We start from the raw sequence: 20,807 nt of genomic DNA, 5'->3' as shown, positions 1-20,807 counted from the left end.
ATATGAATATAGCTAGCTTGTTTGATCATGAAAACATTTTTAATAATATTGTCGCCGTTACAACCATTGCCGCCCCGCCTAAACGAGTTGAAATTTGCGCGAACGGCATTAATTCCATACGATTTGAAGCCGATAAAATAGCAACATCTCCAGTTCCGCCTAAACCGCTATGACATCCAGTTACAATCGCCGATTCAACTGGATACATTTTCATCACTTTCCCTACAAGAAAACCTGATGCTACCATTGTAAGAACAACCGATGCGCACACAACAACATATCCTACTGAAAGAACTGCTGCTACGTCTTTTAACGGAATATATAGCAATCCTAATCCAACCATTAAAGGCCAAGTTAAATTCTTCGAAATAAATTTATATAAATGGAATGCTCCTTGCTCCATTTTTGCTGGCATTAATTTAAAGTATTTCACAAGTGCTGCTGAGAAAATCATAATGATTGCCCCAGGAATACCGATGAACTTAGAAGCAAATCCTCCGAAGATGAAGAACGTACACGCAATTAATAAACCTGCTCCCATTAATGAGAAGTCAATTGGCTTCTCTGTATTTTGTTCTTTTAATAATTCTGCTTGATTGTCTGTTTTCACTAATACACCGTTACCACTAAGCTCCGGTTTCTTCTCACCTAAACGCTTCATATACCCTGCACTTACAATTGCGAACATATTTCCAATAATAGCTGCTGGAATAAGCTGTGATACAAACGTTGCTGACGATTCATTTAAAATATCACTATAAGCTAGCGACAATGGTAAAATCCCTTCCCCGATACCACCACTCACAATTGGTACGATGATAAAGAAGAATGTGTGCTTCATTTCAAATCCAAATAATGAACCGACCAATAACCCTACTGCTACAGAAGCTAACGTCCCTACTACTAAAGGAATAAACATGCGAACGAAACCTTGTACTAACACTTTACGGTTCATTCCTAAAATACTTCCGACTACTAAACAAGAAATATATAAATATAAAAAGTTCGATTTTTTCATTAACATAGTCGCAGCTTCCATTGAAGCTGGATTCATCCAGTTAAAAAATACAAGTAATGATGGAATAAATAACGAAAGTATTGCTGGACCGCCGATATTTTTTAAAATTGGAATTCTCATCCCAATATCGCCTAAGAAAATCCCCATGATCATAATAACTGCAAATCCACCAATCATATCTGCTGGCAATTTATTATATACAGATGCCCCATAAATAATAGCAGCCAATACTACATATAACGGTAAAGGTATAACACCGATTTTTACATTCATAATTTTAGAAGCGAAAGATTCTCTTTGTACTTCATTTCCTTCAGAAAATGATACCGCTTCCACATTCTTTTGAATTCCCATATGGCACCCCCTCGTTTTCTTAATAACAATATTAAAACGCTTTCAATAGTAAAAATAGTTTTTGTAAGTTTTGTAATTGATTTTGTAATTAAAAAAAGTATAAGCGACTTATACTAAGTCGCTTATACGTAAAACTCTATTTTCTTTTGATCAACACATCTTAATTTACTTACAGGTCTTCCCACATGTTGGTACATCATTTCGTTTTCTAACACCCCAATGTCAGTCAAAAACATTACATATTTTCGAATAGAAACTCTTGAAATTCCAACTAATTGTGCCATTTCATCTGTTGTAAACACCCTTCCATTCAACGACTCGATCTTCTGCCAAATTAATTGCAATGTTTGCTTCGTTAACCCTTTCGGAAGCTCTTTCGTGACAGTAGGCGCCCTTTTTTCTTTTTGTAAAATTAACGAATCTAATTCCGATTGACTAATTTTTTGTTGTTCTTTCATAAAAGTAAGTTTTTCTCGATATATAGTTAATGCCTCTTTAAATCGTTCAAATGTAAATGGTTTAATTAAATAATCTACTACGCCATATTGTAATGCTTTTTTAATACTTCCCATATCATGTACAGCTGAAATCATTATAATATCGATTTCTTTTTCTTGGTTCCGGATATACATTAAAAGCTCAAAACCAGTCTCTTCAGGCATAAAAATATCAAGTAATACTAAATCTACTCGTGATTTCTCTAATATTTCTATCGCCGACTTTACTGAGTTAACTGCTTGAACAAGCTCAAACCCTCCTACTTGCTCTAAATAATGCGTATTTAACATTGCTACCATCGGGTCATCTTCTACAATTAAAACTTTAATCATATTTGCCTCTCATCCCTACCTTTAGGTATTTCAATTGTTATCGTTGTTCCCTTTCCTACTAATGAATGCATATGAATTTCCCCATTTATTCGCTGTATACTTTCTTTTACAAGATACAAACCATAACCGCGGTTATCTCCCTTTGTGGAATAACCTTTCGTAAATAATTCCTCTATTTCTTTTTCTTGTATACCTTTTCCCGTATCTTGCACTGTAATAGTTAATATATCCCCTTGTTGTACCTTAACTTCAACTTGTTTCTGTTCACAATTCGTAACTGCCTCTAATGCATTATCAATTAAATTTCCAACAATCGTAATAAGTTCATGGATAATACTTTCATCATCTATTTCCGGCATATAAGAATCTTCACTTATAATTAATTTTATATTTTTCTCTCTAGCATAGCTGAGCTTCCCGAGTAAAAAACCAGCAAATACTGGACTTTTTATTCTTTTCATAACTCCACCAATTTCATATTGATGCTCTGATACCATGCCGCTTATATACTTCTGTAATTCTTCATACTGTTTCATATGTGTAAGCCCTAATACGACATGCATCTTATTCATAAACTCATGAGATTGTGCCCGTAATGCTTCTGCATATAGTCTAATACCAGTTAGTTCCTCTGCTAGTTTTCTAATCTCTGTTTTATCACGAAATGTTGCAATTGCACCAACTATTTCTCCTTTTACATATAAAGGAACTCGATTCGTCACAATCGTAATTCCGTAAATATTTTGTTCTTCGTTTAATTGTACTTCTCCCGTTTGCAATACTTCTTTTATACGTGAATTTGGCATATACAACTCAACATCTTTACCGATAAAATCTTCTTCAAGTCCGCTTTTTTTAAATAGACGTTTCGCTTCATTATTAATTAACGTTACTCTAGCCTCTTTATCTACAGCAATAATACCTTCCTTTACAGATTGTAGCATCGTATTTCTTTCTTCAAGAATTTTTGCTATCCTGTGCGGCTCAAGACCGAATAAACTTTTCTTTATATGTCTAGCTAGCAATATTGCTCCTATAATTCCGACTAATACACCAACTCCGACACCAATATAAATGATATGTCTACTTTCCTTAACTCTCTCTTTTACATTATCTGCTGAAATACCAACAGCCACTGCTCCAAGTTGTTCACCTGTTTCAGAAAATATTGGTACAAACACTCGCATGGAAATACCTAAAGTTCCTTCTGCTAACGATACATGTTCTTTTCCTTTCAATACAGGCCCTTCATCCCCGCCAATAAAATGATGACCTATTTTTTGAGGATCTGGATGAGATTTTCTTATTCCATCCATGTCCATAACTACAATAAATTGAACACCTGTGTTTTTTAATATCCTATTTGTATACGTTTGGATTGCAGAGGTATCTGCTTTCCCAACCAAACCATCGATTACAATCGAATCATTCGCCACAATGTGTGCAATTGTTTTTGCCTTCTCTGATTGGCTATCCTCCGTCGTCCGTTCCACATTATGACTAATTAATACATCTGTCACAAGTAAAGAAAAAATTACAACTGTACAAACTAACAATGTAATCGTTTTCCACAAATTCCATAGTCTTTTTCTTTTTTTCATCCCGTTAATGACTCCCCTAATTGCTGAATAGAAAAATAAGTAAGGTGATATTATTTTCACCTTACTTATCTGCTATTATTATACTTTAAATTTACTAGTCATCGCTTGTAGTTCTTCGGCCATCTCAGCTAAGTTTTGCGAAGCTGAACTAATTTCTTCCATGGAATTAACCTGTTCTTCTGTTGAAGCTGCAACACTTTGCATACTAGCTGTATTTTCTTCTGCAGCAGCTGCAATTTCATCAATAGCATTTGTCACTTCATTTGCATCTCCAGCAATTCTCTTCGTTGTTTCTACCATTTGATTAACTTGAGAAACAATATGTGTAGTAGAACTTAAAATTTCCGTAAAACTTACTTTCGTTTTTGTTACAACATCAAGGCCTTGTTGAACTTCTCCATTCACATTATCCATTGCCTTAACAGTATGTTCAATATCCGCCTTAATTTCTGCGATTAAATTTGCAATCTCTCCAGATGACTCTCCTGATTGCTCTGCTAATTTTCTAACCTCATCTGCTACAATAGCAAATCCTCGTCCCTGTTCACCTGCTCTTGCTGCTTCAATAGCCGCATTCAAAGCTAATAAGTTCGTTTGAGTAGCGATGTTTTGAATTGCTTCAGAAATAGCCCCTACCTGCTTTGATTTCTCATCAAGAAGTTTAATAATAGCATCTGACTCGGATACTGATTTAGAAATAGACTGCATTTGTTTTGCGGTTTGTTCAACTAAATCTTCTCCCTCTTCAGCTCTTTCTCGCGCATGTAATGAGGAAATAGAAATTGACTCTGCGCTTCCAGTTACATCTTGAATTGCTGTATTTACTTGTTGCAATGTAGCCGCACCTTCTTCAACACCTTGACTTTGTGATTCGGCCCCACCTGATACTTGTTCCATTGCAATTGTAATTTGGTCTGTCGCATCATTTGCTTGCTGTACGCTCGCTGTTAACTCTTCTGCCGATGCTGCAACATGTTCTGCTGAAAAGCTTATTTGGGTAATAACATCTTGTAAAGACGTAGACATTTCATTAAATGAATTCCCTAATTTTCCTATGTCATCCTTGGAATGGATTGTAATTTTCTCTGTTAAATCTCCCTTACTAATTTTATATGCCGATTCAGCTATTTTTCGTAATGGCCTTGTAATAGACTTTGTAATGAAATAAATTAATACACTACCAAATGCAATAGCGATAGCAATGACAATCAAAGTCTTATAAAACACTGGACTGGCAGCTTGAGTAATTTCTTCATCGAACATAACGCCAACTACTTTCCAGCCTGTTTTCTCATTTGTTGCAAAGATTAAATTCTTTTTATCATCTTGTTCTGTATAAGACACATTTCCTTGTTTATCTTCATAAATTGGTTTAATCCAAGGATCAGTAACTTTTGCACCTGGTTTTCTAGATGGATGACTAACAATTTGCTTATTTTGATCTAAAATAACTGCATAACCTTTTTCACCAATGTTAATCATTTTGGAAATTTTTAAGATGTTATCTAAGTTTAAATTAATTCCTATAACACCTTTACCATCTTTTACTTCTTTCGCAATTGTCACTACCATATTTTTTGTAGATGCTGATTGATATGGTGCAGTAACAATTACTTTCCCTTTATTTTCATGTGCTTCTTTATACCAAGATCTATCTGTTGGATTATACCCATCAGCCATTTGGATAAATGGTTCTCTTATAAACTTTCCCGTCTCTGTTCCAATATAAATACCTTCTACTTCTGGATGAAGCTTTATATATTGTGCTAACTTCGTTCTTACTATTTCTTCTTGTCCGTTTGGATATGTATCCTCTGTTAAGATGTCTGCAAAGTACGTCGCATCAACAAATTTCTCTTCTATATTTTGAGAAATAACAGTATTTAAAACTGAAATATTCTCCTTTGCTTTATCTGTCATTTGATGTTCAAAATTTGTTTTGGCAGTTTGATATGAAACACCACCGATAATAATTCCTGGTATAGTTAAAATAATAAAAAATGAAATGATTAATTTTTTATTGATACTCATACATTTAACCCAGTTAAATATTTTTTGCATAATAAGCCTCCTTTATGTAATGTGGATACTTGTGTCATTTTATACAATTAACATATATAAAACAATATATAATGATAACATGTATTTTTTTCGTCAATTATGCATTTTTGCATATTCAATCCTTATACGTATTTTAATCATAAAAATAAGAGAACTTTAGCATTATATATGCTAAAGTTCTCTTATTTCTTAACAGCTTCTACTCTATAAAACTTTTCTTATAATCCTCAAATGTTTTATCCTTCCCCTTATAGTCATATTACTAAAAATCTTCGTCCTAATTTATTTAGCGCTCTTTACATAACTAATTGCCTGACTTCCCATTTGTACCCATGCCTGTTCAAAGGCTTCTCTCGGTACTTTTACATCTAAGCTATCCTCAAGTGGATCTCGAATATATACAGATTCCTGATCATACCCAATAAGTACAACACAATGTTCATTATACGTAATAGAAACATCTCCACTATTTGTTTCCCATGTAGTAAATTCATCTTCATCTAATGGTGCAAATGTTGCATTCGTGATCATGACTACAGGTTTCCCTGCTTTTACACTCTTATAAATTTCTTCTATATTCTTCCCTGTTAAGTCTACAGCTTTATTAGGTAAATATTTTTCCGCTAACTGAAAAAGTGGCCCATGATATACACCGTATCCTGATTCAGAGAATGTATAAATATTACCTACAAATCCTTCATTTGGATTCCCGCGCACACCATTGTCTATAAAATCAACTTTTTTTATTTCATTTGCTAATGTCATCTTATCCACTGAAACACCAGCGTATTGTAACATCATCGCTAAGCTTGTCACTTCACAGCCTCTATCCAATTCTGGTAACTGCTGAATTAATGGAACATTTGATAAGATGACTTTTTCATCGTTATTACTAAACTCCGTTTCTTTTCCTCTTTGTATATTTGAGAATGTTAACTTCTCTACATACTTTGGAATTCCATTTGTATATACACTCCATATTGCTGTACCTAGTAAAGCTGTACATATATACCACTTCAATTTTCTTATCGCTTTCACGCCCTTATTAATTCGTTAAATAAGAATAAAATGCGTCAGCATCCGTTCGTATCATCGGTACAAAATTTAGTTCTTTTCCTTTTTCAGGCTGATCTTTTTTTATCTTTTCTGCTAACTCTTGAATATTCATATTCATTTTATCCATATTAAGCTCATCTGCCATTTTTAGCACCATTTGTTCATTAATTTCTCTTAATATTTGATATATATCTTTACCATACAAATCAATATGATATTTTTTTGCTTCTTCCTGTACTTTTTGTTCGTACACTTCTTGTGCTAACTCTTCAATTTCTTTTCCTTTTTGAGAAATGTCTAACTTTCCTGCTTCTTCTCTTACTTTCTTTCCGTAGATTTCTTCCGCGATGTCTTCGATTTCTTTTCCATCTGTCGAAATACCTAATTTATCTGCTTCATCTTTAATTTTAATCGCATTAATTTGAGTAATTAAATCTACAATTGATGTATTCTCTATAGATATACCTAGCTTTAATGCTTCTTGCTTTACTTTTGTTTCATAGATTTCTTCTGACAGCGTCCCAACATCTTTTCCTTCAATCGATATGCCTAACTGCTCTGCTTCCCTTCCTACTTCTGTTTCATGAATTTCTTTTTCTAGTGTAATTTGTTCTTTTCCTTCCGTTTCAATACCTAGTTTCTCTGCTTTTTCTTCTGTATGCACTGCATGTATCTTACCATTGTTCAATTGTTCTTTACTGCGCTGCGTGTAATCAGTCTTTCCTTTTGATGTTTCAGAAGGAGAGGCACCCCCTAATATAATTAAACTCATTACTCCAATAGCGAATACCGTCATCATTTTCTTTTTCAAAATTAATTCCTCCCTCTTATACTTTCTTTCCCATCATTCCCCTAGTTTTTTTAATACTATACATACATCTCATCGCTGCTTGAGATAACATTATGATTGATAAAACTCACTCACATACACCTAGTCTCTTCTTCATGTAACGAACTTTCTTTATGCCATACATAATATAAATAGTTTCTTAACTTTATCTTAAAAAAAGACGACCTTGTAAAAACAAGATCGTCTTCTTACTTATATTCTTTGATTTTTAGGGAATATCACTTCAAAGCAAGTTCCATCTCCCCATTTGCTCTCTACTGATATTTTTCCATAATGCTTTTCTACAATCCAATTTGCGATTGAAAGACCTAATCCAGCTCCTTCTGACGTACTTCTTGCTTTATCCCCTTGATAAAAACGATTAAATAATTTCGGAATATCCTCTTCTTTCACTCCTATCCCGTCATCTTTCACCTGTATACGAATTGAACTACTCGTTTGCGTGCAATCGATTTGAATATGCCCACCTTCGTTTGTATACTTCATCGCATTATCTAACAGTATGACCATCATTTGATGAATCCGCTCTCTATCCCCCATAAAAGATACACCACGTTCTACTTTTAGCATCATTTCTTTTTCTTGATAAGAAGCAATCTCCTTATATGGAGCTACTATTTCTTCTAACAATTTATCAAGTTCAAATGTTTTCTTATCCATCTCAATTTGATTAGAATCAGAACGTGCTAGCAATAATAAATTACTAACAAGTTTCGATAACCGCCTACATTCTTTTGAAATTGTAGAAATATCCATCGCTTTTTCTTCTATCGTAGCGGATGGTGACTGGAATAAAACATCCGTTTTTGATTGAATAACTGCAAGTGGTGTCCTTAGTTCATGTGATGCATCAGAAACGAATTGTTGCTGTTTCTCCCATGAATTTTGAATAGGTACAAGTGCTCTACCAGCTAGGAAAAAGCCGATACCTATCGCACAGAGGCTTCCTATGCTACAACCTATAACGAGAATTAAAAATAAAGTATTTAACATTCCTTCTTCCGCTGTTATATCTCGCACGATTTGAACTATTTCTCCATCTTTTTGAAGCGAAAATGCTCTAAAATATCGTCCTTGTACTTCAATATCTTGTAAATCCTCTAATTTTTTTGGAGAAAACTTTTCCAAATTCTCTTCAAAAATAGAACGAAATTTACGGTTATCGCCCTCTATTTTCACTATTTTTCCATTCCAAGTTATTCTAGTTACTCGCGGATCTCCAATTTGGATATTCTCCATGCGTTTTCTTGGTGGTATTTTAACATCTAATTTTTCTCTATACTGAGCTATCATTTTTATAGATTGATCCACTTCATTATAAATACGCTTATATGTGTATGAATAAATAATACTACCTAATATACCTATTAATAGAATAAATACTAATGAGTTCACTATAGTCAAACGAATGCGTGTTTTTTGAAACATACTTCCGTTTTTCATTGTTCTTTTAATATATATCCAATACCTCGAACGGTTTGAATATCTTTCTGATAACCGGATGGCTCTAATTTTTTACGTAAATGATGCACATACACTTCTACAATCGCTACTGTCGTATCTGAATCAAATCCCCAAACACGATCAAAAATTTGTTCACGCATTAAAATCTTCCCGCTATTTTGAATGAGATACTCTAGTAGCTCATATTGTTTCAATGTCAGCTTAATACCTTGTCCATCTACTTGAACATCTTTATCTTTTCCGAACAATTCAATCCCTCTATAACGAATCGTTTGCTGCGTTGTTAAACTACCACTTCTGCGTAGTAAAGCGCGAATTCTCGCTTTTAATTCAGGGGCCTGAAATGGCTTAACGATATAGTCATCTCCACCAAAGTCCAATCCCTTCACCCGATCTTCTAAAGAATCTCTCGCTGTCAAAAACAGGACTGGTGTTTCAATCTTTTCATCACGTATTTTTTGAATCACTTCAAATCCGTCCATCCCTGGCATCATCACATCCAGCAAAATTGCATCATATATATTTTGAAGAGCTAAAAACAATCCATCTTCTCCATTTATTGCCGTATCTACTTCAAATTCATCACGCAAAATTTGTACGATAGACTCTAATAACGAAGCATTATCTTCTACTACAAGTAAACGCATGCTCTCACCTTCCATCAAATAGTTCAATTCTATTTATTATTACATTTCTTCTCTTCATAACAAAAGAATGTAGTTGCATTACGTAATTTCATTTTTAACTATTTCCTTCTAAAATTTTGAAGTTTTATTATAAAAACTTTGTCTTAAATTTAGCTTAATAAAAAATTGAAAGAAATAAGATTCCTCTTATCTCTTTCAATTTTTTATTACATATACCTTTTTACTCGGCAACTCTAAACAATTTAGCTGACCGCCATACACAGCCCCGCCATCAATTCCAATAATACGATTACTACCAAAATACACTCCGCACTCCTCACTACCATGAAACGTTTTTGTTTCCGTATGCCCAAATACAACAACCTTTTCACCGCTATATCCATTATGAAATTCATTACGGATCCACATTAACGTATATGGTTCAGATTCAGAAACTCGTTTCATCGGTTCAACCCCAGCATGTACAAATATATACTCTTCTGTTTCAATATAATGATCTAATTCTTGAATAAACTTTATATGTTCCTCTAATACACGAGAGTGTAAAATTGGTTTTTGGAAGTCTTTCTCATTAACCACAATATCTTCTTCTACAAATCCATAGCTATATAATGTCTTATCTCCACCATTTCTTTTTACCCAATGGTTCCATGAACGTTCCTCATTTGTCGTTAACGCCTTAATCATCATATCTTCATGATTTCCCTTTAAAATGAGTGCTCCCTCTTCTTTCAATTCTCTTACCTTTTCAATTACAGCACGCGCATTTGGACCACGATCTACATAATCTCCCAGTAAGATTAATTGATCCTGTTTCGCATCATATTGAGCTTCTTCCAATAACTGTTCAAACTTTTCTATCTCTCCATGAATATCACTAATAACAAGAATTCTTTTCATATTATCCCCCCTCTTTCTAATTATAGTTCAAAACAACGGAAAATTCCGAATCTTAACCTTGAATCATATTTATCACGCATTAACGGGCCGTAAGACCCCCACTGATTAAAGTTTCACTTTATTACAAACTAAACTATTACCCTTACAACAATGTAAGTCTCTTGTCATCCAATTCGATAGTTGTAATTACTGTATTTCCTTATACTGAAAGTAAGAAATGAAACAAAAAACAAGGAGAGATGAGAGATGAAAAAAGTAATGGAAGTTGTAGTAGCGGTAGTAGAGGTTTTCGTAAATGGTAAACAAGTCGCAATGGAGTTAAATAAATAATGAAAAGGACAACATTCACTCTAGACCCTTTACTCATATAAAAGAGATAAGACTTCATCATTTCTTTGATCCCTTATCTCCCTATAAAGAAAGCCGTATCCCTTTTAAGGATACGGCTTTCTCTTATTTTTGACTCGTACGAGCTGAAATACTAATTGCTCTATCTGTTGCTTTGGCAGCTTCATCTAACGCTTCTTTACTATTCTTCCCGTCATACATCGCTTCTAATGCTTTTACAACTGCATCTCGTGATTCTGGGAATACACTAATTAAAGCACCTTGTGTTGCTGGAGATTGCTTTGTCGCTTGCAGTTGATCTACTGTTACTTTCAACTGCGGATATTTTTCATATTGCTCTTTTACTAATGGCTCATTATATGCATCTGGATTAATTGAGAAATAACCTGTTGCAGTATGCCATTTCGCTTGTACGTCTGGCTTCGTTAAATATTTCATAAAGTCCCAAGCACCTTGTTGCGTTTCTTCTGAAACCATATTCGTCATCCATAATGATGCTCCCCCAATAACAACACCATTTTGTTTCGAATCCTCTGGATATGGAATATATGAAACACCTACATTAAACTTAGATGCATCAATTAAATCACGAACACCTGCTGAAGAATCTAAATACATAGCAACTTGTCCAGACTGGAACGCAGCACGAATATCATCCCAACTTGCTCCATACTTTCCAAGGGCGCCAGCTTTATTTAAATCATCTAACATTCCAAATACTTTCTGTCCTTCTTTACCGTTAAATACCGCCTTCTTTGCAGCATCCTTACGACCGTTTTCGTTATCTACATATAAAGCACCTTGTGTCGCTAACAATTCTTCAAAGAACCAACCGTAGTTAAGCATGGAGAATCCATATTGTTTTACATTTCCGCCTTCTTTAATCGTTAACTTTTTCGCTGCTTCTTGTAATTCCGCATATGTTTTTGGAGCTTTCTCTGGATCTAAGCCCGCCTTTGCAAAAGCATCTTTATTATAAATTAATACTGGTGTAGATGAATTAAATGGCATAGAATACATTTTTCCATCAACTGAATAATAATTTGTAATTGCTTTTTCTAATTTTGACGTATCGTACTTATCTTTTTTTATCCAGCTATCAATTGGTGTGATTTTTTTGCTATCAATCATATATTTCGTTGTAATTTCACTCGATTGAACAAGAGCTGGCGCTTCTTTCGTTGCAGACATCGTTCTAAATTTCGTTAAAGACTCTTCATATGTCCCTTGGAACTCTGCCTTTATCTCGTATTTATTTTGCGACTTATTATAGTCTGCAACAAGACCATCTAGTACTCCTTGTGTTTTTCCACCCATCGCATGCCAGAAGCGAATTACAGTTTTATCACCATTTTTTTCAACTGGTGCTACTTTTGCCTGTGCTTCAGGTTTTCCCTCTGTTTTACTATTTGAACAAGCGGCACTAGATAATGCCATTGTTGCTGCCATTAATAAAGCAGCACCTTTTTTAACTAGACTCATTTAAATCTCACCTTCTCTTAGTTATTTAATTGCACCTTTTGTTAATCCTTGTTGTAATTGCTTTTGCCCTAAAAATAGTAAAATCAATGTTGGAATAACGATAACCGTAACACCGGCCATTACGCTTCCCCAATCAGTTGCAACTTCTTGAGACTGAAGCTGCTTTACACCGATTTGCACTGTTCTTACTTTTTCATCAGTGGTCACTAAAAGTGGCCATAAATACATATTCCATGTTGTTAAAAAGCTATATACTCCAAGCGTAATAAAACTCGTTTTACAATACGGTATTACAACGCTGAATAAAAATCTTATATTTCCAATCCCTTCAATAAAAGCAGCTTCTTTCAGTTCATTCGGGAGTGTCATAAAATGTTGACGTAACAAGAAAATACCGAAAGCTGTTGCAAAAAACGGCACTGTCATCCCAGCGAAACTATTGATCCAGCCAAAGTTTTGAATCGTTAAAAAGTTAGGTACCATCGTTGCTTCCCACGGAATAAGCATCGTTGAAATAAACAGGAAGAAAATTAAGTTTCTCCCTTTAAATTGAAGAAAAACAAAAGCATACGCCGCTAAGCTTGATACGATAAGTTGTCCAATCATAACGACTGTCGATACAATTAAACTGTTATATAAGTATGTAAAAAGTGGTACTTTTTGAAAAATATTAATGAAATTATCAAAAGTAAATTGAGTTGGAAATAACCTTCTCATTTGAATATCGTCTGGTGTCATAAAGCTTATTAAAAACGCATACAGTACAGGAAAAAATACCATTACTGCACTAATTATGAGCAGCATGTATAATAGGAAATTTTGCTTCCACTGTTTAACAATCATTTATAATGCACCTTTCTCTCAGCAAACTTAAATTGAAGTAATGTAGCAATGAAAATGAAAACAAATAATACCATCGCTTGTGCACTTGCTGTTCCAAATTGATGATTCACAAACGCCTCTTTGTAAATCGAGTACACAATTAAATTCGTTGCATCATTCGGTCCACCGTGCGTTAAAATATCAATTTGTCCAAAGCTTTGGAACGCACTAATTAACGTTACTGTTACAATAAAGAATAAAGTTGGCGATAGCATCGGTAATGTAACACGGCGAAGCTTATATAAATAACTAGCACCATCTATAGATGCACTCTCATATAAAGACGTATCGATATTTTGTAAACCACCTAATATAACTAAAAATGCAAACCCTGTATTCACCCAAACTGTTGTAACTGATACAGAGAATAGTGCCCAGTCCGGGCTCGTTAACCATGCGATTGCAGGAAGATTCATAGCGGCTAATATATTATTAAATAATCCTACACTTGGATGAAATAAAAATAGCCAAATCACTGCACTAGCAGCTACTGAAATTCCCATCGTCGAAGAAAACAGAACTCGGAATAACCCAATACCTCTTACCTTTCCATTTGCAATCAATGCAAGAAACAAAGCAAATATAATACTTGTAGGCACTGTATATAAAACAAATAGTAAAGTTGATTTTATACTTTTGTAGAAGGCTGGATCAGAGAATAAATATTGATAATTTTCTAAGCCAACGAAAAGATTAGCTTCTCCATGTATATCGGTTAAATAAAAACTATAGTAAATCGTCCTAAACAATGGATAGAACAGAAAAATCGAAAATAGCAAAATAGATGGCGCCAAAAACAATAATCCTATTCTTAAATCTTTCGTTCTCCCCCATATTTTTTTCTTTTTTGACACCTTTGTTTGAACTGGTAACTTACTTACTTCGATCATTATTTCGCCACCACTTTCAACTCTTCTTCAGCTACCACTTTTAAGCGTTCATTCGTGTTTTCGTTAAAGAAGCATAACTTTTCTTGTGAGAATAATAATTTTACTTTGTCACCTTTGTTCAAGAGTAACTGTCCGATGACTTTCGCACTCCAAGTTGTTCCATTTACCGCAAAGTTTAATATAGATTCATTCCCTAATACTTCTACAGATTGCAGCGTCACTTCTTGTCCTTCCTCAGACAGTGCAATATGCTCAGGACGCATGCCTATACGAATTATTCCTTCTGGTAATTGCTTTAACTGTCCAATAGATAATGGAATTTGCAATTTCCCTATATGTAATACACCTTTTTCTTTATCCACTTCTCCATCATTTATATTCATAGAAGGAGAACCTATAAAGCTTGCAACAAATTCGTTTGCTGGTTCGTTATATATGTCAAGTGGTGTTCCAACTTGCTGTATACTTCCTTTATTTAAAACCATGATACGATCTCCCATAGTCATCGCTTCTATTTGATCGTGGGTAACGTAAATCATCGTAATTCCTAATCGCTGCTGAATTTCTCTAATTTCAATTCTCATTTGCGCACGTAATTTCGCATCTAAATTCGAAAGTGGTTCATCCATTAAACAGATTGGTGCTTGACTCACGATCGCCCTAGCAAGCGCAACACGCTGTCTTTGTCCGCCTGATAATTGACCTGGTTTCATTTTCACATACTCTTTCAGTCCTACCATTTCAATAGCTTCCATTAGTCGCTTTTGTCGCTCTTCTTTTTGTACTTTTCTTACCTTAAGTCCAAATAAAATATTTTCTTCTACAGATAAGTGTGGATATAATGCATAATTTTGAAATACCATTGATAGATTACGGTCTTTCGGCTCTAGATCATTTGCAACACGTTCATTAATAATTAAATCTCCCGAAGAAATCTCTTCTAAGCCAGCGATCATTCGTAATAATGTGCTTTTCCCGCATCCCGAAGGTCCAACTAAAACAAAAAATTCGCCCTTCTTAATATGAACCGATACGCCTTTAACCGCTGTCTCTTCTGCATTTTTATATACCTTTGAAACATTTTTCAATTCAATCACAAAGTTGCACTCCTTTTTTCTTCATGTATCCATACTTCATAATGACTTGTTGAAATCGCACTTGCTCCTGCACGAATTGCAATTTCCGCAACTTCTCGCGTTTGAATCAACCCGCCTGCAATAATAGGAAACTCTATTTCCTCTACTAGCTGTTTAATTATAGAAGGCATAATCCCCGGCATAATCTCTACTGCATTTGGTCTAGTCGTTTTACAATTTTCAATTGATTTAGTAAGAGATAAAGTATCTACAATAAAAATACGTTGAATTGTTTTCAATCCAATTTTATTAGCATTTCGAATTGTCGAACCCTTTGTTGAAATAATACCTTGTGCCCCGATAACATCTTGAATATACAAAAGCGCTTCCTCTGTATTCGTATTTAAACCTTGTATAAAATCACAATGAAGAAATACATCATGTCCATGTTTCTGCAATTCATATACACGCTCTGGTAATTCCAGCATTGAACCAGTCATAAGAAAAACTGTTTTCGGCAATTTTTTGTATGCTTTGTATCCTTTCCAATCCTTTATCATCGCAATATAAGGTTCTTTAAACATTTATTCCACCTAACTGTTCTATTTTTATCCAAACTAAAAACACCTACTTACATAGAACGCCTTTCTCCTTATTTGAACTCTAGGGAATAGAGCACACCTAAGAAAGTGGCACATTATATGTAAGTGGGTGTTCTCAAATGTTCTCTACCCTAGTTATTTTGTTACCTTTACTATATTACGCATTTATTAAGTCAGTTTTGATAGATTGTTAATTAGGTGTTAACCGAATGTTAATATTCACCATATCACCATTTACATTAATCTATATATTTAAATACAAACAAATAGAACGAAACAATACTTAAAATTCAATCAATATGTAAATTCATTCCATAGTTAATAAGTTTTAGTTTGCTTGCCACTGCTTGCGAAGCAAAATTATCCCAAGCAGTACTATAAAGTGGAATGCGCTTTTCCTCTTGTATTGATAAGGCCCAGGCTGTAACAACATCAGTACCATATCCATTCCCTTGAAATTCCGCTAAAGTTTCCACACTTGCCTCAGCAGCTACGGGCGTACTTCTGGCACTGCAACAAACAGAAACTACCTTTTCATTTTTTACAATTGCAAAATAAGGTTTCCTCCATTCCATCTGTTCTATTAGATTAGGAAAATTTTCTCGCAAAAGCTCTCTATTCTTCTCAGTTATTTGTATTGTTCTAGTCGGCTTATGTAAATTACTATGAAACATGAAAGCAGGACCCATCCAAATATTTTCCACTGTTCTTTCTTCATTTAATATATTAATAATCTTTGCTATCTCTATATGCTTTGAAGGTTCTCGAATTAACTTCTCAATCTTACTTACCGTTTCATCATCCACATTACAATGATATCTCGTTATACTCCCTTCACGAGTTCTGCCAAGAAAAAAACGTGGTGCTTTCGGATTTCCTTGTTCATTTACATATTTCATTTTTCCTACTCGATTATGAACAAATAAAACCTCTGCCTGAATTACTATTAAATCAAGTTTTGAGAGCCTCATTTTTATCCTCCTTATTTACTCCATTTACCATCCATTCATAATCTATTTTTCATGTTCAAAATAAAAATCCCATTTAAATACACATTACTGAATCCATCATACTAACTGATTTCTTCATTCTGTCTATCTAAATGGGATTATTTTTCGTTTTTTACTCTACTGGTTGTTGTGGCTGTACTACTTCATTCGCTCCAGCTAACCTCAACATATTTACAATATCTTTAAAACCTCTTTTTTCAGCGTATTGCAGTGGCGTCAGATGTTCCTTGTTAGCCATGTTTACATCTGCACCGTGATCAATAAGCAATTGAATTACTTTCTTATGGTTTTCACTACCATTTCCTAATACAATTGCTTCTAATAGCGCTGTTCCACCACGTTCATTTTTATAATTCACATCAATATCTGTATGCTCTAATAATTCTTTAACAACCTCTACATGGCCACGTTCAGATGCAGAAATAAGTGCTGTCCCACCTGACCTAGTCGTTTCTTTCGTATTAACTCCTGCATTAATTAATACTTTTACAATATCCGTATATCCTTCTCTACTTGCATAAAGAAGTGGATTACTTTTTTTCTCATCTTTAATTTCAATATTAGCACCTGCACCAATTAATGCTTTAACTGTCTCTACATGATTTTGGTACGTCGCTGCAAGGACAGGCGTTTCTCCGTTGTCACCTTCTACGTTTATATTCGCTCCATCCTGAATCAACTTCATAGCTGTCTCTGTGTCTCCAAGAGTAGCTGAAAGTAACAACTGTTTGTCCATTAAATTTATACTTTTCTCTTCTTTAGATTCTTCCTGTTCTTTATGCTTCTCTTTTTTCTTTTCATTTTTCACATGAACCGGTTTCGATTCTGGTTCTTCTTGCTTATCGCAAGCCACTACCGTCATTAAAAGTCCTAATAAAATACATAATAAAATTTTTTGTTTTCTCACAACTACAGCTCCTATGAAAGATAATGTTTTCTTAACCATTCCTCCATCACATACAATAACTCTTCTTGAGTACATTTATCCATAAGCCCTTTAGATTCCTTCTTTAATCGGATTATCTTAAGCTTATACTATGTTTCTCAACCTATTGAAATGATACGCCTGATGGCCCCATCATTAACATTATGAAGCAATTAGTTTAGCACGTTTTTACCGCATTTGTATATATTTCTAAAAAGTACATAAATGATTGCTTTAGGTTACTATATTCCATTGTAACCGTTCTGCTAAAAATTTTACACCTTTTCTATATTTGCACCTGAGTAATAATAGAAAAAGACAACTACATAGTTGTCTTTTTCTATTAATGATGTCCACCATGATTTCCTGCTTTCGGTTTCCCCATCATTTCTTTATTCATTTCCCATTTATGCTCTGCTAGCTCTTTATACGAAAGAACTTTCCCCTTATAGTTAGATACAAAGCTCTCTGCATCTTTTTTATTTTTAAATGAAATGACATTATAAGCCATCGGTGTCGTTATTGTTTTATCATATACGTAAGTAGCGTCTTCTAACGAAATCCAATCTTTCGAATCATAATCTCGGACAAATTTCTCTTTCGTCTTTTCATCTGAGTTGATCTCCATCCATTTATACATACAACCGATATCATCAAACTTTAACGCTTTTCCATTTTCTAAAATAATTTCTGTTGCAAATTGATTATCTGTTACCCCAATTTGGCAAATATCACATTTATCATGTTTCTCATCAATGGCAACAGCTGCTGTTTCCTTTTTCCCACACCCGACTACCGTAAATACGAAACATAAACATATAGCAAGTACGACATATTTTACTTTCATCAATATTCCTCCCTAGAAACCGTATACTCCACGAAAAGAATACCAAAAGGTTGTGTGAGATTTGTGAAAAAACAATGTGCTTTTTGTAATATAGGAAACCAAAAAAGATGTGTAGTTATTTCTACACATCTCTCATCACTCGCAACCTGTAATTAACAAATCATCTTCTAATTTAACTAATAATGTATCCGCACTAATTTCCTGTCCAACTTCTACATTTACCAATCTTATATTTCCACTAATCCCGACTGCAATTTTTTTAAGCTCACCGTCATTTTTTCGGATCATCAGTAATTTTTCCCATTCATATACGTAAGAAGATTCATTAATAAAAATCTCCTCTACTTTTCCTTCATAAGAGCTATAAATCTCTTCAATTCTCGTTTTCATATAACATCTACTCCCTATTTCACACTTCACTATTTTCATCTTATTCTACCATTCTTACGAGAAGCAGCTTACTTTTTAAAAATTCAAATTAACTACCGTGAACAAAATGAACAAAATAAAAATTATGCTTCTAATGATGTTATTTTTCAAATTATTTACCATTTGAATAGATGCTTTTATTATAAATAAAAAACCTTTTTCTGAATTTTTATTCTATTTTGAAAGCGCAATCATTCTTTTGAGGGGGAAATTACATGTTAGCACTACTTGGATTTGCGATGGTATTTGTCTTTATGTTTTTAATTATGACGAAACGTATGTCAGCGCTAGTAGCATTAATATTAATTCCGAGTGTTTTTGCATTAATTGGCGGATTCTATGCCAATATGGGGCCAATGATGTTAGAGGGGATTCAAAAATTAGCACCTACTGGTATTATGCTTATGTTCGCTATTTTATATTTTGGAATTATGATTGATAGCGGTTTATTCGATCCTGTCATTAGTAAGATTTTAAAATTTGTAAAAGGAGATCCTTTAAAAATCGTTGTCGGAACGGCTATATTGACTATTATCGTTTCTCTAGATGGTGATGGTACAACAACATACATGATTACAGTTTCCGCAATGTATCCACTATATAAGCGCCTTGGAATGAACCCCCTCATATTAGCTGGAGTTGTTATGTTAGGGGCAGGGGTAACAAATCTTACACCTTGGGGTGGACCCACAGCTCGTGTTATGAGCGCACTTGGACTTGAGGCTTCCGAATTATTTACACCTCTTATTCCAGGAATGATTGCTGGTGCAATTTGGGTTGTTTTCGTTGCCTACTATCTTGGAAAAAAAGAAAGAAAACGTTTAGGAATTATGGATGTACAGTATTTAAAACAAATGCAAACAATGGATGAGCAAGCTGCAACTGTCGAAGCAGCAGTGCATAAACGTCCTAAACTTCTATGGATTAACTTTTTATTAACCGCCACATTACTTGTCTGTCTCATACTAGAAGTTATGCCGTTACCTGTTTTATTTACAGTCGCTTTTGCTATCGCTGTTATGATTAACTATCCAAACTTACAGCAACAGAAAGAACGTATTGCTTCTCATGCAGGGAATGTATTAGCAGTTGTTTCTCTCGTATTTGCTGCCGGTATTTTCACTGGTATTTTATCTGGAACAAAAATGGTAGATGCAATGGCTAACAGTGTAGTAACTCTTATACCAGATGCACTTGGACCACAACTACCAATTATTACAGCACTTCTCAGTATGCCATTCACATTTTTCATGTCTAATGATGCATTTTACTTCGGGGTATTACCTATTTTGACGAAAGCTGCTGCTACTTACGGAATTAGTGCAGCTGAAATGGGACGTGCTTCCTTACTTGGACAACCCGTTCACTTATTAAGTCCTCTTGTCGCTTCCACTTATTTATTGGTCGGAATGGCCAAAGTTGATTTCGGTGAACATCAACGCTTCACTTTATTGTGGGCCGTTGGAACGACAATGGTTATGTTAATTACCGGAATTGTGATTGGGATTATTCCAATATAAGATGCAAAAAAACAG

At 34.3% G+C, this 20,807-nt stretch carries 19 protein-coding genes; 1 reads left to right on the top strand and 18 read right to left on the bottom strand.

Annotated elements, in window-relative coordinates; genetic code table 11:
* Positions 1-25: 25 nt before the first annotated feature.
* The 18 genes from ACO6VI_RS14660 to ACO6VI_RS14575 form a co-directional block, all read right to left on the bottom strand.
* Positions 26-1,372, bottom strand: a complete 1,347-nt coding sequence (locus tag ACO6VI_RS14660) for a 2-hydroxycarboxylate transporter family protein (protein ID WP_000512722.1) — start codon at positions 1,370-1,372, stop codon at positions 26-28.
* A 122-nt stretch (positions 1,373-1,494) separates the two neighbouring features.
* Positions 1,495-2,202, bottom strand: coding sequence for a response regulator (locus tag ACO6VI_RS14655; protein ID WP_000598664.1), 708 nt, complete (start codon positions 2,200-2,202; stop codon positions 1,495-1,497).
* Entirely contained in the window at positions 2,199-3,803 is a 1,605-nt protein-coding gene (locus tag ACO6VI_RS14650; RefSeq protein WP_161520015.1) for a sensor histidine kinase, read from the bottom strand. Before ACO6VI_RS14650 ends, ACO6VI_RS14655 begins: the two co-directional genes overlap by 4 nt.
* A gap of 78 nt (positions 3,804-3,881) precedes the next feature.
* Positions 3,882-5,723, bottom strand: a complete 1,842-nt coding sequence (locus tag ACO6VI_RS14645; RefSeq protein WP_151260853.1) for a methyl-accepting chemotaxis protein — start codon at positions 5,721-5,723, stop codon at positions 3,882-3,884.
* 423 nt (positions 5,724-6,146) lie between these two features.
* Positions 6,147-6,902, bottom strand: coding sequence for a C39 family peptidase (locus ACO6VI_RS14640; protein WP_000644447.1), 756 nt, complete (start codon positions 6,900-6,902; stop codon positions 6,147-6,149).
* 7 nt (positions 6,903-6,909) lie between these two features.
* Positions 6,910-7,731 carry a transporter gene (locus ACO6VI_RS14635; protein ID WP_161520014.1) on the bottom strand — a complete coding sequence of 274 codons (822 nt, stop codon included), beginning with the start codon at positions 7,729-7,731 and terminating at the stop codon, positions 6,910-6,912.
* Between the two features lie 231 nt (positions 7,732-7,962).
* The gene (locus ACO6VI_RS14630) at positions 7,963-9,213 is read right to left on the bottom strand and encodes a sensor histidine kinase (protein WP_000788471.1); all 1,251 of its coding nucleotides are present in this window, start codon (positions 9,211-9,213) and stop codon (positions 7,963-7,965) included.
* The gene (locus ACO6VI_RS14625; RefSeq protein WP_001238624.1) at positions 9,210-9,881 is read right to left on the bottom strand and encodes a response regulator transcription factor; all 672 of its coding nucleotides are present in this window, start codon (positions 9,879-9,881) and stop codon (positions 9,210-9,212) included. The genes ACO6VI_RS14630 and ACO6VI_RS14625 overlap by 4 nt, the downstream gene beginning before the upstream one ends.
* 195 nt (positions 9,882-10,076) lie before the next feature.
* Positions 10,077-10,781: a metallophosphoesterase family protein gene (locus ACO6VI_RS14620; protein ID WP_161520013.1), complete on the bottom strand. Its 705-nt coding sequence runs from the start codon at positions 10,779-10,781 to the stop codon at positions 10,077-10,079.
* 453 nt (positions 10,782-11,234) lie between these two features.
* Positions 11,235-12,611 carry an ABC transporter substrate-binding protein gene (locus tag ACO6VI_RS14615; RefSeq protein WP_000060579.1) on the bottom strand — a complete coding sequence of 459 codons (1,377 nt, stop codon included), beginning with the start codon at positions 12,609-12,611 and terminating at the stop codon, positions 11,235-11,237.
* Between the two features lie 21 nt (positions 12,612-12,632).
* Positions 12,633-13,454 (bottom strand): carbohydrate ABC transporter permease, encoded by an 822-nt coding sequence (locus ACO6VI_RS14610; RefSeq protein ID WP_000635946.1) that lies wholly within the window; start codon positions 13,452-13,454, stop codon positions 12,633-12,635.
* Positions 13,451-14,383: a carbohydrate ABC transporter permease gene (locus ACO6VI_RS14605; RefSeq protein ID WP_000573794.1), complete on the bottom strand. Its 933-nt coding sequence runs from the start codon at positions 14,381-14,383 to the stop codon at positions 13,451-13,453. Before ACO6VI_RS14605 ends, ACO6VI_RS14610 begins: the two co-directional genes overlap by 4 nt.
* Complete coding sequence (locus ACO6VI_RS14600; protein ID WP_000571382.1) at positions 14,383-15,480, bottom strand: ABC transporter ATP-binding protein; 1,098 nt, start codon at positions 15,478-15,480, stop codon at positions 14,383-14,385. The genes ACO6VI_RS14605 and ACO6VI_RS14600 overlap by 1 nt, the downstream gene beginning before the upstream one ends.
* On the bottom strand, positions 15,477-16,043 hold the full coding sequence (locus tag ACO6VI_RS14595; RefSeq protein WP_000472004.1) for a glycerol-3-phosphate responsive antiterminator: 567 nt from the start codon (positions 16,041-16,043) through the stop codon (positions 15,477-15,479). The genes ACO6VI_RS14600 and ACO6VI_RS14595 overlap by 4 nt, the downstream gene beginning before the upstream one ends.
* Positions 16,044-16,351: 308 nt before the next feature.
* Complete coding sequence (locus ACO6VI_RS14590) at positions 16,352-17,032, bottom strand: GNAT family N-acetyltransferase (protein ID WP_001239779.1); 681 nt, start codon at positions 17,030-17,032, stop codon at positions 16,352-16,354.
* 151 nt (positions 17,033-17,183) lie between these two features.
* A complete protein-coding gene (locus ACO6VI_RS14585) occupies positions 17,184-18,053 on the bottom strand; it encodes an ankyrin repeat domain-containing protein (protein WP_000287335.1) in 870 nt (289 codons plus the stop codon).
* A 286-nt stretch (positions 18,054-18,339) separates the two neighbouring features.
* Complete coding sequence (locus ACO6VI_RS14580; protein WP_000865665.1) at positions 18,340-18,843, bottom strand: nitrous oxide reductase accessory protein NosL; 504 nt, start codon at positions 18,841-18,843, stop codon at positions 18,340-18,342.
* A 135-nt stretch (positions 18,844-18,978) separates the two neighbouring features.
* A complete protein-coding gene (locus tag ACO6VI_RS14575; RefSeq protein WP_000857376.1) occupies positions 18,979-19,233 on the bottom strand; it encodes a hypothetical protein in 255 nt (84 codons plus the stop codon).
* A gap of 254 nt (positions 19,234-19,487) precedes the next feature.
* Between ACO6VI_RS14575 and ACO6VI_RS14570 the strand changes: the two genes are divergently transcribed.
* Positions 19,488-20,792: a CitMHS family transporter gene (locus tag ACO6VI_RS14570; protein ID WP_153592710.1), complete on the top strand. Its 1,305-nt coding sequence runs from the start codon at positions 19,488-19,490 to the stop codon at positions 20,790-20,792.
* Positions 20,793-20,807: the final 15 nt, after the last annotated feature.

It is taken from the genome of Bacillus sp. PSXD-155 (genome assembly GCF_049310765.1).
Classification (GTDB): Bacteria; Bacillota; Bacilli; order Bacillales; family Bacillaceae_G; genus Bacillus_A; species Bacillus_A cereus.
The sequence above is the reverse complement of the archived record's forward strand: the minus strand, read 5'-3'. Positions and strand labels throughout refer to the sequence as shown.

Bases quoted from the DNA above. Each gene is read 5' to 3' on its own strand.
- ACO6VI_RS14655 (WP_000598664.1), bottom strand. From the start codon at position 2,202: ATGATTAAAGTTTTAATTGTAGAAGATGACCCGATGGTAGCAATGTTA.
- ACO6VI_RS14580 (WP_000865665.1), bottom strand. From the start codon at position 18,843: ATGAAAGTAAAATATGTCGTACTTGCTATATGTTTATGTTTCGTATTT.
- ACO6VI_RS14630 (WP_000788471.1), bottom strand. From the start codon at position 9,213: ATGAAAAACGGAAGTATGTTTCAAAAAACACGCATTCGTTTGACTATA.
- ACO6VI_RS14575 (WP_000857376.1), bottom strand. From the start codon at position 19,233: ATGAAAACGAGAATTGAAGAGATTTATAGCTCTTATGAAGGAAAAGTA.
- ACO6VI_RS14595 (WP_000472004.1), bottom strand. From the start codon at position 16,043: ATGTTTAAAGAACCTTATATTGCGATGATAAAGGATTGGAAAGGATAC.
- ACO6VI_RS14615 (WP_000060579.1), bottom strand. From the start codon at position 12,611: ATGAGTCTAGTTAAAAAAGGTGCTGCTTTATTAATGGCAGCAACAATG.
- ACO6VI_RS14650 (WP_161520015.1), bottom strand. From the start codon at position 3,803: ATGAAAAAAAGAAAAAGACTATGGAATTTGTGGAAAACGATTACATTG.
- ACO6VI_RS14660 (WP_000512722.1), bottom strand. From the start codon at position 1,372: ATGGGAATTCAAAAGAATGTGGAAGCGGTATCATTTTCTGAAGGAAAT.
- ACO6VI_RS14625 (WP_001238624.1), bottom strand. From the start codon at position 9,881: ATGCGTTTACTTGTAGTAGAAGATAATGCTTCGTTATTAGAGTCTATC.
- ACO6VI_RS14645 (WP_151260853.1), bottom strand. From the start codon at position 5,723: ATGACAGATAAAGCAAAGGAGAATATTTCAGTTTTAAATACTGTTATT.
- ACO6VI_RS14610 (WP_000635946.1), bottom strand. From the start codon at position 13,454: ATGATTGTTAAACAGTGGAAGCAAAATTTCCTATTATACATGCTGCTC.
- ACO6VI_RS14605 (WP_000573794.1), bottom strand. From the start codon at position 14,383: ATGATCGAAGTAAGTAAGTTACCAGTTCAAACAAAGGTGTCAAAAAAG.
- ACO6VI_RS14585 (WP_000287335.1), bottom strand. From the start codon at position 18,053: ATGTACTCAAGAAGAGTTATTGTATGTGATGGAGGAATGGTTAAGAAA.
- ACO6VI_RS14570 (WP_153592710.1), top strand. From the start codon at position 19,488: ATGTTAGCACTACTTGGATTTGCGATGGTATTTGTCTTTATGTTTTTA.
- ACO6VI_RS14620 (WP_161520013.1), bottom strand. From the start codon at position 10,781: ATGAAAAGAATTCTTGTTATTAGTGATATTCATGGAGAGATAGAAAAG.
- ACO6VI_RS14590 (WP_001239779.1), bottom strand. From the start codon at position 17,032: ATGAGGCTCTCAAAACTTGATTTAATAGTAATTCAGGCAGAGGTTTTA.